We start from the raw sequence: 12,262 nt of genomic DNA on the forward strand, positions 1-12,262 counted from the left end.
GGTACCGAGTCCGAGGGTCTGGTGGTGGTGCAGGAGTGTGATGCCTCAGGGCAGCTGCCAGTTCACGGGCTGTGCGCCCATCTCCTCCAGCATCACGTTGGTGCGGCTGAACGGCTTGGAGCCGAAGAACCCGTTGCGCGCGGAGAGCGGGCTCGGGTGCGCGGACTCCACGCACGGCACGCCCGGCATCATCGGGCGCAGGTTGCGCGCGTCGCGGCCCCACAGGATCGCCACGAGCGGCTTGCCGCGCTCGGACAGCGCGCGGATCGCCTGCTCGGTGACGGCCTCCCAGCCCTTGCCCCGGTGCGATCCGGCCTTGCCCGGAGCGACGGTCAGCACCCTGTTGAGCAGCAGGACGCCCTGCTCGGTCCACGGAGTCAGGTCGCCGTTGGACGGCATGGGGGCGCCGAGGTCGTCCTGCATCTCCTTGTAGATGTTGCGCAGGCTCGCGGGCAGGCGCACGTCCGGGGCGACGGAGAAGCTCAGGCCCACCGCGTTGCCGGGGGTGGGATAGGGGTCCTGGCCCACGATGAGCACGCGCACGTCGTCGAAGGGCTGCTGGAAGGCGCGCAGCACGTTCTCCCCGGCCGGAAGGTAGGTCCGGCCCTCCGCGATCTCCTGGCGGAGGAAGTCGCCCATCGCGGCGATCTGCGGGGAGACCGGCTCGAGGGCCTTCGCCCAACCGTTGTCCATGATTTCGTTCAGGTCCCTGGAAGACATGGCCAGAACACTAGCGCCAGCTCCCGACATCCACGGCCGTTTCGGCGCTCGGGGCCGCCTACGCCGAGTGCCCGGGCCGGGTCCGGGACGAGGGCGTCGAGCGGTTCGACCGGCCACGCGCCCCCGCGGCCGAACCGGTCGCGGGGGCGCTGGGCTCAGTCGTCGGGGGGCACGTTCGCCGGGGGGCTATTCCGCTCGCCAGCCGCCCTGGCGGTCGGCGAGGTTGAGGGCGGTGGTCACCAGGGGCACGTGGCTGAACGCCTGGGGGAAGTTGCCGACCTGGCGGCCCAGCCGCGGGTCCCACTCCTCGGCCAGCAGCCCCAGGTCGTTGCGCAGCGAGAGCAGGCGCTCGAACAGCTCCCTGGCCTCCTCCTGGCGGCCGATGGACAGCAGCGCGTTGGCCATCCAGAAGCTGCACGCCAGGAAGGCGCCCTCGTCGCCGGGCAGCTGGTCGGCGGAGTTCTCCAGGTCCGTGCGGTAGCGCAGTACGAAGCCGTCGACCATCAGGTCCTTGCGGATCGCCTCGATGGTGCCGATCACGCGGGGGTCGTCGTAGGGGAGGAAGCCGACCTCGGGGATCAGCAGCAGGGCCGCGTCCAGCTCCTTGCTGCCGTAGTACTGGGTGAAGGTGTTGCGGTGGGGGTCGTAGCCGTACTCGCAGACCTCGGCGTGGATGGTGTCGCGCAGGGCCTTCCACCTCTCGATGGGGCCCTCCTTGCCGAACTCCTCGATGCTGCGCACCGCTCGGTCGGCCGCCACCCAGGCCATGACCTTGGAGTGCACGAAGTGCTGTCGGGGTCCGCGTACCTCCCACAGGCCCTCGTCGGGTTCGTCCCAGCACCACTCCAGGTAGTTCACCAGCGAGCGCTGCAGGCCCCACAGGTGGTCGCCCCCGCGGATCCCGGAGCGCCTGGCCAGGTGCAGTACGTCCATGACCTCGCCGTACACGTCCAGCTGGTACTGGCCCACGGCGGCGTTGCCGATGCGGACCGGGCGGGAGGCCTCGTAGCCGGGCAGCCAGTCGGCCTCCCACTCGGTCAGCCGCCGCTCGCCGCGGATGCCGTACATGATCTGCATGAGCTGGGGTTCGCCGGCCACGGCGCGGACCAGCCACTCGCGCCAGGCGAGGGCCTCGTCCTTGTAGCCCGAGCGGATCAGCGCCTCCAGGGTGATGGTGGCGTCACGCAGCCAGCAGTACCGGTAGTCCCAGTTGCGCACGCCCCCGATCTCCTCGGGCAGGGAGGTGGTGGGCGCCGCCACGATGCCGCCGGTCGGGCGGTAGGTGAGGGCCTTGAGGACGATGAGGGACCGGATGACGGCCTCGCGGTAGGGGCCGTCGTAGGTGCACTGGCTGACCCACTTCTCCCAGAACCGCTCGGTGCGGGAGAGCGCTTTCTCAGCGTCCAAATGGTCGGACTCCTCCACCTGGGAGGGGTGCCAGGTCATCACGAACGGCACGCGTTGGCCGGCGGTGACGGTGAAGTTCGCGTCGTGGGTGAAGTTGTGCCCCTGCAGGGCGACGGGGGCGCTCAACCAGATCGCGTCGGGGCCGGCGATGGCGACGAGTTCGGTGCCGGCCCTGTGCATCCAGGGCACGACGTGTCCGTAGTCGAAGCGGATCCGCATGGTCGTGCTCATCTCGACCGAGCCGCTGAGGCCCTCGACGATGCGGACGATGTGCGGTGCGCCGCCGCGTGGGGGCATGAAGTCGATGACCCGCACCGATCCGGTGTCGGTGTCCCACTCCGATTCCAGGATGAGCGTCTCACCCCGGTAGTGGCGCCGGGTGGCGTTCGGTTCGCCGTCGGCCGGGCGCAGCGACCAGCCGCCGTTCTGCTCGTCGCCGAGCAGGGCGGCGAAGCAGGCCGAGGAGTCGAAATCCGGCAGACAGGCCCAGTCGATGGAACCGTCGCGACCGACCAGCGCGGCGGTCTGCATGTCGCCGATCATTGCGTAGTCTTCAATCCAGCCGGGCACGCGGCTCACCCCCATCACGTCGTCCTTGGTCCTGCGGTTGGCGCGAGTGCCGTTGGCTGGACGGGGCCGCCGCATCGTCGCGGAGCACCTCGCGCACGCCCGTGTGCGCTCCCCATCGAGGCCTCTCTCCCGTTCCGGCCGGCCGACACGCGTCCGCCGTCGGAAAGGGGCGCCGTTCGGGCCTTGTCCTCTCCCCGACCCCACGACTTGCCTGGTACCCGGTATGTTCCCAGGTGAGGGCAGCCGAAAAGGCCGGAGCGCCGGAACCCGCCCGAACACGGTCCTTCCGTTCACCGCGGTCCCCATCCTCCCTTCTTCGCCGGGGTCGCGCTACCCGCAAGTGCACGTGCATTTGCAGGGTCGGCGTGGTATGGGGTTAATTGCGGGAGTTTGTCCGGGCAGAAGTTATGACGCGGTGATCAACCGCTGATGACGGGTCGGCTAACAGTGAGATGATTTCGGTTCTTCCGACGGCATTTCAGACATTTGGAACATCGGAATGAAGACATGGGCGAGTGGTCCGATGGTGACCGCGAACACCACGGTTCCCACACCGACCGTTCCACCGAGAACCACACCGGTGACCACCACCGTGATCTCGATGACAGTGCGGGCCAGGCGCACGGACCACCCGCGTGCCGCGAGCCCCGTCATGAGCCCGTCCCGCGGTCCGGTGCCCAGTCCGGCGCCGATGTAGCAGCCGGTCGCCACGGCGCACACCAGAATGCCCAGGGCCAGCAGCACCACCCGCACCAGGAGGGGGCCGGTCGTGGGAATCAGCCACATGAACAGGTCGACGCACACGCCGATCACCACCACGTTGCTCAGGGTGCCCAGCCCCGGTCTCTGGCGCAGCGGGATCCACAGCAGCATCAGCGCGGCGCCCACGATGACGCTCCACGCCCCCACGGACAGCCCCGCCCGCAGGGCCAGGCCCTGGTGCAGCACGTCCCAGGGCATCGAACCCAGGCGCGCCTCGATCAACAGGGCGCCGCTGAGCCCGTACAGGACCAGGCCGGCGTAGAGCCGCACGAGGCGCTGGAGGCGGGGTCGGGGCAGGATCGGGGTGATCGTCACGGCGGTGTCCGGTGCCTTTCGCGGTTCGGGAGTCGGTGCGCGCACGAGGGCCGGGGCGCCAGGCGGAGGGGCGGGCGGGTGCCGCCCCAGACATCCTGTCATCGGATCAGAGGCCATTCCTCGGGCCGCATCGCCAGAGTGGCGGAAGTGGCGCGGTTAGTGAAGGGCCAATACGCTCAAGTGGACCGAACGGTGCACGCGGACGGGGGATCCATGGTCAGGCAGGCGGGCAAGCGGACGATGGACCGCACGGGCACGGGCGGAGGGACACGGCGCATCAACGGCCGTCTGCTGGCCCGCCTGATCGGCGAGGCGCCCGTGGAGCGGCCCTACTACCTGGCCATCGCCCGGGCCGTCAGCGGTCTGGTCCTGGACGGGCGCGTGCCCACCAACACGCGCCTGCCGGCCGAACGCGACCTGGCCACCGCGCTCGGGGTGAGCCGCAACACCGTGACCGCCGCCTACGCCTGGCTGCGCGACAACCGCTTCCTGGACAGTCGGCAGGGAGCGGGCAGTTGGACGGTCCTGCCGGACTCGGGGTCGGGCGAGTCCGCGCCCTTCCCGTCCCCGGCCGAGCAGATCGACCTGGGCGTGGCCGCGCCCCCGGCCGTGGAGGGACTGCGCGCCGCCGCGTTCCAGGCCTCCGAGCAGCTCGCCGCCCACGTGGGAGGGCTGGGCTACTACCCTTACGGCCTCCCCGAGCTCCGGCACGCGATCGCGCGCCGCTACGTCGAGCGCGGGCTGCCCACCACCCCGGAGCAGATCTTCGTCACCAGCGGCGCCCAGCACGCCGTGGCCCTGCTCATGGACCTGCTGGTGCAGGACGGCGACGACGTGCTGGTCGAGTCGCCCACCTACCCGCACCCGGTCGACGCCGCCCGCCACCGGGGCGCCCGGATCCGCACCGTCGGCGTCACACCGCAGGGATGGGACATGGAGTACCTGGCCGACGCCTTCCGCCAGTGGCGCCCGGGCCTGGCCTACCTCATCCCCGACTTCCAGAACCCGACCGGCGCCCTGATGGACGACGAGGAGCGCCGCGTCCTGGTCCGGGAGGCGCGCCGGGCCGGGAGCCACCTGGTCATCGACGAGTCGGTCGCCGAGCTGGCGATCGACTCCGGCGACCTGCCGGCGCCGGTGGCCGCCTACGACACCGACGGGCGCGTGTTCACCGTCGGTTCGGTGGCCAAGCTGCTGTGGGGCGGCCTGCGGGTGGGCTGGGTGCGCACCACGCCGCCGATGGTGGCCCGGCTCATGGCCGTCCGCCAGCGCGTCGACATCGCCGGGGCCGTGCTGGAGCAGTTGGTCGTCACGCACCTGATGTCCGACGTGCTCCGGATCCGTGCCGAGCGCAGCCGACAGCTGCGCCGCAACCGGGACGCGCTGCTGCGGGCGATGCGCGAGCGCCTGCCGGACTGGCGGCCCAGCGTGCCGGGGGGCGGCCTGGTGGTGTGGGCGACGCTGCCGCAGCCCGTGGCGACGGCGCTGTCGGCCGCGGCGGTCCGGTACGGCGTGCACCCGGCGGCCGGGCCGGTGTTCGGTACGGACGGCACCCTGGAGCGCTACCTGCGCCTGGCCTACACCCAGCCGCCCGACGTGCTGGCCGACGCCGTGGACCGGCTGGCCCGCGCCTACGCCGAGACCCTGGCCCACCCCGGCCAGCCGCGCGGCCAGCTCTACGTCTGAACGGGACCCGGGCCCGCGGACTACGAGGCGACGCGCCGGGCGAAGCGGACGACCTCCGCCAGGACCTCGTCGCGGTTGGTCTCGTTGAAGACCTCGTGCCGGGCACCCGGGAAGACCCGTGCGGCGAAGTCGCGCCCCGCGAGGAGCTCGATCCCGGTCCTGGTCCCGCTGATCGGCACGAGAGTGTCGTCCGATCCGTGCAGCCACAGCAGCGGCAGCGACTCCACGCGCCCCGCCTCGCGGACACGCTCCAGCTCGCGGAGCATGGCCAGCACGGTGGTCCGACGGAAGGGGCCGTGCCAGACCAGGGGATCGGCCACGTAGGCGGCGCCCACGGCCGGGTCGCGGGACAGGGTGCCGGGATCGATGGGGGCGTCGGGGATCTCCTCCGCGGCGGCCAGGTCCTCCAGGGCCTGCCAGTGCCCCAGCACCGGGCCGGACAGCACCAGGCCGGCGAGGTCCCCCTCGTGGGTCTGGGCGTAGCGGGCGGCGATGAGGCCGCCCATGGAGTGGCCGATCAGGACCAGGGGCAGCCTCCGGTAGGCGGTGCGCGCCTGGGTGATGATCCGGTGCACGTCCTCGACCACGCCCGCGAAGTCGTCGATGAGGACCCGTTCACCGGAGGAGCCCCCGTGGCCGCGGTGGTCGGCGCCGTAGACGACCGCTCCCACGGCGACCAGGTCCGCCGCCACCTGCTCGTAGCGGCCCAGGTGCTCGCCGTAGCCGTGGACGAGGACCGCCAGCCAGGTCGGTTCGGTGTCGGGGGAGACCCAGGCGCGCGCCGCGAGCCGTCCCGATCCGTCCGGCCCGCCGGCCAGGGCCCATTCGCGTGTGGTGATCACCGTGTCCTGCCTCCGCTTCCGTGCCCGCCGCTGCGACGATCGTCGAGGGCCACCCCTCTCAGGACGGTCACCCTACGGGGCGGCACCCGCGTCACGCATGTGGGAAGGGTGCGTCCAACGGGACTGGCGGGAATCGAGCTGCGTCCGCCCACCCCGTGCATCAGTGGCATAACGATCGTGTGGGAGGTTCGTGCAGGTCGTCCAGACAAGGCGGCCAACTCTCGTGTTTAGCCACGAAATACGGCATAAGGTGTGATTAAGGCTACTCATTGTGAAAGGGGATCTTTTACGCTTACGAGTGGGTATCCCTCGGGTGGGAACCTCGCGTACAACCCACCCGGCAACTCGGACTGGAGAGGGTGACGCCCGTGCTGGCCGACTCCTATGGGCGACGTGCGACCGACCTGCGTGTGTCGCTCACGGACCGCTGCAACCTCAGATGCACCTACTGCATGCCCCCCGAAGGGTTGGAGTGGCTGCCCAAGCCGGAACTCCTCACCGACGAGGAACTCCTCCGCCTCATCGGCGTGGGCGTGACACGCCTCGGCATCACCGAGGTCCGCTTCACCGGCGGTGAGCCCCTCCTGCGCCGCGGCCTTCCGGGCCTCATCGCCGGGACCACCGCGCTCGAACCCCGCCCCCACACCGCCCTGACCACGAACGGCATCGGGCTGGCCCGGATGGCCCCCGCGCTCGCCGAGGCGGGGCTGGACCGGGTGAACGTCTCCCTCGACACCCTGCGCCACGACGTGTTCGAGAAGCTCGCCCGCCGCCGCAGGCTCGACGACGTCCTCGAAGGGCTGGAGGGAGCCGCCCGGGCCGGACTGACCCCCGTCAAGGTCAACGCCGTCCTGATGCGCGACACCAACGAGCACGAGGCCGCCGACCTCCTGCGCTTCTGCGTCGAGCGCGGCTACGAGCTGCGCTTCATCGAGCAGATGCCGCTGGACGCCCAACACGGGTGGCGGCGCGACACCATGATCACCGCCGACGAGATCCTCGCCCTGCTGGAGACGGAGTTCGAGCTGGACGCCGCCGACGCCGACACCCGCGGCAGCGCGCCCGCCGAACTGTTCCACCTGCGCGGGACACGCTTCCCCAACGGGGAGCAGGCCACCGTGGGCGTCATCGGCTCGGTCACCAGGCCCTTCTGCGGGGCGTGCGACCGCGTGCGGCTCACCGCCGACGGCCAGGTGCGCAACTGCCTGTTCGCCCGGGAGGAGTCCGACCTGCGCACGCTCCTGCGCGAGGGGGCCGACGACGACGCGATCGTCGCGCGGTGGGAGGCGGCCGTGGCGAGCAAGCTGCCGGGCCACGGGATCAACGACCCCTCGTTCCTGCAGCCCGCCCGCCCGATGTCGGCGATCGGCGGCTGAAGCGGCCGAAAACCCTTTGCCACCGCGAATCGGGGTCTGGCTTGATGGAGCGCGACGAGCCGGAACCACGAGTCAGGGAGGTGGCACGGCATGCCGTACACGGAGGTAGCGGGGGACCGCGTACCGATCCGGATGTGGGCGGACCCGGACCGGGTCGAGGGCGCCGCGATGGAGCAGCTGCGCAACGTCACGCGCGTGCCGTGGGTGCACGGCCTGGCCGTGATGCCCGACGTGCACTTCGGCAAGGGCGCCACGGTCGGGTCGGTGATCGCCATGCGCGACGCGGTCAGCCCGGCGGCCGTGGGCGTGGACATCGGCTGCGGTATGACCGCGGTCCGCACGGACCTGACCGCGTCGCGTCTGCCGGACGACCTCCGGGGGCTGCGCCACGCGCTGGAGGCGGCGATCCCCGTCGGCTTCCACGCCCACGACGAGCCGGTCGACCCCGCGCGGGTCCCCGGTCTGCGAAGCCGGAGGTGGGACGCGTTCTGGCAGGGCTTCGACGACCTCGCCGACGCCGTCCACCCCCGTCGTGAGCGGGCCCTGCGCCAGATGGGGACCCTCGGGGGAGGCAATCACTTCCTGGAGGTGTGCCTGGACGACGGGGGAACCGTGTGGCTCGTCCTGCACTCGGGATCGCGCAACATCGGCAAGGAGCTCGCCGACCACCACATCGGCCGGGCCAAGGGCCTGCCGCACAACCAGGACCTGCCCGACCTGGACCTGGCCGTCTTCCTCAGCGGGACCCCGGAGATGGACGCCTACCGCCGCGACCTGTTCTGGGCGCAGGACTACGCGCGGCGCAACCGTGACGTCATGATGGGCCTGGCGTGCGCGGCCGTGGCCGAGCGGATTCCCGGCGCGGGCTTCGTCCAGTGGATCTCCTGCCACCACAACTACGTGGCGGAGGAGAACTACGACGGGGTGGACGTGCTCGTCACCCGCAAGGGCGCCATTCGCGCGGGCAAGGGTGAGTTCGGAATCATTCCGGGCTCGATGGCGACGGGCACCTACATCGTCAAGGGCCTGGGGAACCCGGCGTCGTTCAACTCCGCCTCGCACGGGGCGGGCCGCCGGATGAGCCGGAACAAGGCCCGCAAGACCTTCACCCGGGAGGACCTGGTCGCGCAGACCAAGGGCGTGGAGTGCCGCAAGGACCTGGGCGTCGTGGACGAGATCCCCGCCGCCTACAAGGACCTGGAGTCGGTGATCGGGGCCCAGACGGACCTGGTCGAGGTCGCCGCCCACCTGCGCCAGGTGATCTGCGTCAAGGGCTGAGCGGACCGGCGGGCGCCGCCGTGGTCCATGCTGGGGGTGTGAGCGAGCGAGTGAACGGCACGCGTCCCGGCCTGGACGCGGTGGTCCTGGCCGGCGGTGAGGGGCGCCGCATGGGCGGCGTCGACAAGCCCGGCCTGACCGTGGGCGGGAGCACGCTGCTGGAGCGGGTCGCCGCCGTGGTCCGATCCCACAGCCCCGACGCCGGGGTCACGGTCGTCGGTCCGCCGCGTGAGAGCCCCCGAGCGCGCTACGTGCGCGAGGACCCGCCCGGATCCGGACCCGTCCCGGCGTTGCGCGCGGGGCTTCCGCACGTGGAGCGGGCGTGGTTCGCGCTGCTGGCCGCGGACCTGCCGCACCTGACCGCCGGCCATCTCGCCGCGCTGGCCGACGCCCTTCGGGACCGGGAGGACGAGGACGCGGGCGTGGTGCTCGTCGACGACGGCGGGCGCGAGCAGTGGCTCACCGGGATCTGGCGCACCGCCGCCGTGCGGAAGGCCCTGGCGGACTACCGGGGCCGGTCCTTGTACGGTCTGCTCGGCCCGCTCTCGCCGCGACTGGTCCCTCTGACCGACCACCACGCCGCGTTCGACGTCGACACCCCCGACGACCTCGCCCGCGCCCGCCGCGACCTCGACGGGGACTCGGGGAACGACGGCTGACACCCGGCTCACCCCTCGAACGCCCCTCGGAGCGCTAGGTCCCGCGTCGGCGCCGGTCGGAGTCGCGACGCGGCAGCCGTGGTGGAACGGGCGGGGCCGGTCGCGGGGGTTCCGGCGAACGCGGACGTACGAGCCGGGCGAACTCTTCGAGGGTCAGCACGCGAGGCACCGCGCTGGGCGAGGGCGCGCGATTGTCGTCGGGGCCGGTCACGTCGCACCCGTCCCGAGGTGGAGCCCGGCGTACTGGTCGATGATCCGGTCGACGGTGGGCCCAGGAGCGTGGATGTCGCTGTGCTGGGGCGTACCGTCCGGACCGGTCCACCGGTACCAGTGGCCGTACGCGGTGACCTCCACCCGTTGGCGAAGGTAGGGATCGTTGACGACGAGGGTGTCGCCACGCCGGTAGTTGAGGAGTTGCCGGTGCGCGAACGCCGCGCTGAGATTCCTGAGAGCTTCCATGGTTCGAGCGTTCGGGTTCTCATTGGATTCTCATAGGGAATTCAGCGGTTTCCATCTACTCCCATAGCCACGGAAGGTAATCTCGCCTTATGGCTCCCACCCCCTTCAGTGAAGATCTCAAGAGGATCTTGGACAGCACCGGTATATCCCAGACACAGTTGGCAGCGTCGACCGGCTTGTCCCTGTCCAGCCTGAACCGTTGGGTGACCGGGGGCGGCCTTCCTCGGCGCGAGAACGCGGAAGTGATCGACCGCGTTCTCGCGCAGGAGGGCCGCCTTCTGGCGCGGTTCGACGAGTCGCGGGACGGGGTGAACCTCCCGCCCTGGACCCGCGACCTCACCACCGTGGAACCTGAGGCCCGCGCAGTCGATGTGGTCGCGACTCTGCACGTTCCCGGCTACCTGCAGTCCCCCCGCTATGCCGAAACGCTGTTCCGTGCCGCGCGTCCGTGGGACTCCCGTGCGGAGATCGACCGGCTGGTACAGCTCCGGTGCCAACGCCTCGAACAACTTCCCGACCTGCGTGTGACGGCGGTCCTGCCTGAGACCGCGCTGACGAACAGCACGTTCCCCGCCGACGTTCGCGCGGAGCAGGTCGCGACCCTCCTGTCATGGGCTTCATCGGGGCGTGTCACCATCCATGTGGTTCCCGCTGGCGCTTCGCTCCTGGTTCCGATTGCCCCGGTGATGGTGTTTCGTCTGCGCAATGGGGAAGCGGCTGTGTCCTGTGACTACGCTGGAGGTAGCGTGCTCGCGGAGACGTCGGAACACCCGCTTCTGATCGCCGCCGTCAGCCGGGCACTCGGATCAGCCCACCCCGCCTCGCAGTCCCTCGCGATCCTGGAAGGTCTCCAATGAAGTCGGAATGGTCCAAGAGCTCGTACTCCCCGAACGGCGGCAACTGCGTGGAAGCCCGAAGTGTCACTGGTGGTGCGCAGCTGCGCGACTCCAAGAACCCCCACCACGCGACGCTCGCGCTCCCGGCCTCCGAGTGGACGTCCCTGCTCACCACGGTCGTCGGGGGCGCACGCGACTGACTCGCCCCAGGGGAGGACATGCCGGGCCGGTGACCCGGGTTCGGTGGGCGACCGACATCCCCTGGACACCTGCCCGTCCCGCGCGGCTCGTCCCCGCGGCCGGGCAGCGCGCCGAACGGCCGATCCGGGCAGTCCGGATCTCCACGGGCCGACCGGGCTTGCGGGGCGCCGGGCCGTGGGCGTCATGAGCACGTCCAGGGGAGGGCGCGCCCCCGCTCAGCCCTCGAACTCCGCCATGGGCGTGACCTCGCGCAGGAAGCCGCGCCGGTCCAGGAAGTCGCTGAGGTACTCGCGGTGCTCGTCGCAGGCGACCCACACCTTGCGGCGTTCGGGGGTGTGGACCTTGGGGTTGTTCCACACCAGGGCCCAGGTCGCCGACGCTCGGCAGTCGCGCCGCGAGCACTGCGTCTCGACGGCGGGTCCGGAGTCACCCAAGGCTGACCGCTCCTCGTTCGGAGATGGAGGCGGGTCGTCCACCCGCGCCCCACCACACTACGTGTGCTTCGCACGGGGCCCGAACACGTCCCGTGCCGGTGGGGGCCGGCCGCGCCGCGTCGGGTCCGGGGGACCGGCGGCCCAGTGGCCCGCGGCGGTTCAAAACCCCATGGGGAGAATCGGTGCCGTGGGTCAAGGCGTGGCAACGGTCCGGTATTCACCGATCGGGCCGGAGAATAGGCGACGCCGGGTGGTTACGGGGGCAAACCACCCGGCGTCGTAGGCGATGTTTCGACGGGGGCTCGAAACATCGCTCCGCGCTCCGACGGGGGACCGAAGCGCTAGAACCCAATGTACACCGACGCCCCCCGGGGTACGTCAAGAGTCAGTTACGACGTTGTCTCGGGAGAGTCCCACCGTTGACGGGCCCTAAGTCCCAGGTCAGGACTAATCTGACAGTTCGCCCATCCGGTCGTTGCGATTTCCTTCTGGTTCCTTCCGGGGAAGACCGATTCCTTGGGTCAAAGGTGCTTCACTGCGGGGTAATCACACCTTCTGGTAAAGGTCAAGCGATGCACGCGCACGACCATGGCGGTGTCGAACGGCGTGCGGGCCTCCCGTGTGGCCGGGGCGGTTTCAGGGGAGGCAGGTGACGGAGGGTCGCCCCGTCGCGACCGCACATCGACTACGCAGCGCAACCGACTACGCAGGGGGTCA

General features: G+C 71.0%; 12 protein-coding genes. 6 read left to right on the plus strand and 6 right to left on the minus strand.

Translation table 11 applies throughout. From position 1 onward, the window contains the following. Positions 1-45 precede the first annotated feature (45 nt). The 3 genes from M1P99_RS21650 to M1P99_RS21660 all read right to left on the minus strand — a co-directional run bounded on the left by M1P99_RS21650 (position 46) and on the right by M1P99_RS21660 (position 3,774). A complete protein-coding gene (locus tag M1P99_RS21650; RefSeq protein WP_304454414.1) occupies positions 46-720 on the minus strand; it encodes a uracil-DNA glycosylase in 675 nt (224 codons plus the stop codon). 186 nt (positions 721-906) lie between these two features. After that, complete coding sequence (locus M1P99_RS21655; RefSeq protein WP_304454415.1) at positions 907-2,712, minus strand: glycoside hydrolase family 15 protein; 1,806 nt, start codon at positions 2,710-2,712, stop codon at positions 907-909. A gap of 426 nt (positions 2,713-3,138) precedes the next feature. Continuing rightward, complete coding sequence (locus M1P99_RS21660) at positions 3,139-3,774, minus strand: YitT family protein (protein ID WP_304454416.1); 636 nt, start codon at positions 3,772-3,774, stop codon at positions 3,139-3,141. A gap of 213 nt (positions 3,775-3,987) precedes the next feature. Here M1P99_RS21660 and M1P99_RS21665 point away from each other — a divergent pair, with 213 nt between their 5' ends. Next, on the plus strand, positions 3,988-5,460 hold the full coding sequence (locus tag M1P99_RS21665) for a PLP-dependent aminotransferase family protein (RefSeq protein WP_304454417.1): 1,473 nt from the start codon (positions 3,988-3,990) through the stop codon (positions 5,458-5,460). A 20-nt stretch (positions 5,461-5,480) separates the two neighbouring features. On the opposite strand, the gene M1P99_RS21670 is transcribed toward M1P99_RS21665, so the two are convergent. Further along, positions 5,481-6,302 carry an alpha/beta hydrolase gene (locus M1P99_RS21670; RefSeq protein WP_304454418.1) on the minus strand — a complete coding sequence of 274 codons (822 nt, stop codon included), beginning with the start codon at positions 6,300-6,302 and terminating at the stop codon, positions 5,481-5,483. A 368-nt stretch (positions 6,303-6,670) separates the two neighbouring features. Between M1P99_RS21670 and moaA the strand changes: the two genes are divergently transcribed. The 3 genes from moaA to M1P99_RS21685 all read left to right on the plus strand — a co-directional run bounded on the left by moaA (position 6,671) and on the right by M1P99_RS21685 (position 9,615). After that, the gene (gene moaA / locus M1P99_RS21675; protein WP_304455790.1) at positions 6,671-7,678 is read left to right on the plus strand and encodes a GTP 3',8-cyclase MoaA; all 1,008 of its coding nucleotides are present in this window, start codon (positions 6,671-6,673) and stop codon (positions 7,676-7,678) included. Positions 7,679-7,768: 90 nt separating this feature from the next. Next, complete coding sequence (locus M1P99_RS21680; protein ID WP_304454419.1) at positions 7,769-8,956, plus strand: RtcB family protein; 1,188 nt, start codon at positions 7,769-7,771, stop codon at positions 8,954-8,956. A gap of 38 nt (positions 8,957-8,994) precedes the next feature. Further along, positions 8,995-9,615, plus strand: a complete 621-nt coding sequence (locus M1P99_RS21685) for a molybdenum cofactor guanylyltransferase (protein WP_304454420.1) — start codon at positions 8,995-8,997, stop codon at positions 9,613-9,615. A gap of 207 nt (positions 9,616-9,822) precedes the next feature. Here the strand turns inward: M1P99_RS21685 and M1P99_RS21690 are convergent, their stop codons facing one another. After that, positions 9,823-10,074 (minus strand): hypothetical protein, encoded by a 252-nt coding sequence (locus tag M1P99_RS21690; protein WP_304454421.1) that lies wholly within the window; start codon positions 10,072-10,074, stop codon positions 9,823-9,825. A gap of 89 nt (positions 10,075-10,163) precedes the next feature. On the opposite strand from M1P99_RS21690, the gene M1P99_RS21695 reads away from it, so the two are divergent. After that, entirely contained in the window at positions 10,164-10,931 is a 768-nt protein-coding gene (locus tag M1P99_RS21695; RefSeq protein ID WP_304454422.1) for a helix-turn-helix transcriptional regulator, read from the plus strand. Further along, complete coding sequence (locus M1P99_RS21700) at positions 10,928-11,110, plus strand: DUF397 domain-containing protein (protein WP_304454423.1); 183 nt, start codon at positions 10,928-10,930, stop codon at positions 11,108-11,110. Before M1P99_RS21695 ends, M1P99_RS21700 begins: the two co-directional genes overlap by 4 nt. 216 nt (positions 11,111-11,326) lie before the next feature. Here M1P99_RS21700 and M1P99_RS21705 read toward each other — a convergent pair whose 3' ends face one another. Then, entirely contained in the window at positions 11,327-11,545 is a 219-nt protein-coding gene (locus M1P99_RS21705; protein WP_304454424.1) for a hypothetical protein, read from the minus strand. Positions 11,546-12,262 lie beyond the last annotated feature (717 nt).

This window comes from Nocardiopsis sp. YSL2 (assembly GCF_030555055.1).
In the GTDB taxonomy this organism is placed as follows: domain Bacteria; phylum Actinomycetota; class Actinomycetes; order Streptosporangiales; family Streptosporangiaceae; genus Nocardiopsis.

What these genes read in the sequence shown, in the direction of transcription:
- M1P99_RS21680 (WP_304454419.1), top strand. Translation starts at nt 7,769, where the DNA reads ATGCCGTACACGGAGGTAGCGGGGGACCGCGTACCGATCCGGATGTGG.
- M1P99_RS21665 (WP_304454417.1), top strand. Translation starts at nt 3,988, where the DNA reads ATGGTCAGGCAGGCGGGCAAGCGGACGATGGACCGCACGGGCACGGGC.
- M1P99_RS21655 (WP_304454415.1), bottom strand. Translation starts at nt 2,712, where the DNA reads ATGGGGGTGAGCCGCGTGCCCGGCTGGATTGAAGACTACGCAATGATC.
- M1P99_RS21700 (WP_304454423.1), top strand. Translation starts at nt 10,928, where the DNA reads ATGAAGTCGGAATGGTCCAAGAGCTCGTACTCCCCGAACGGCGGCAAC.
- M1P99_RS21690 (WP_304454421.1), bottom strand. Translation starts at nt 10,074, where the DNA reads ATGGAAGCTCTCAGGAATCTCAGCGCGGCGTTCGCGCACCGGCAACTC.
- M1P99_RS21695 (WP_304454422.1), top strand. Translation starts at nt 10,164, where the DNA reads ATGGCTCCCACCCCCTTCAGTGAAGATCTCAAGAGGATCTTGGACAGC.
- M1P99_RS21650 (WP_304454414.1), bottom strand. Translation starts at nt 720, where the DNA reads ATGTCTTCCAGGGACCTGAACGAAATCATGGACAACGGTTGGGCGAAG.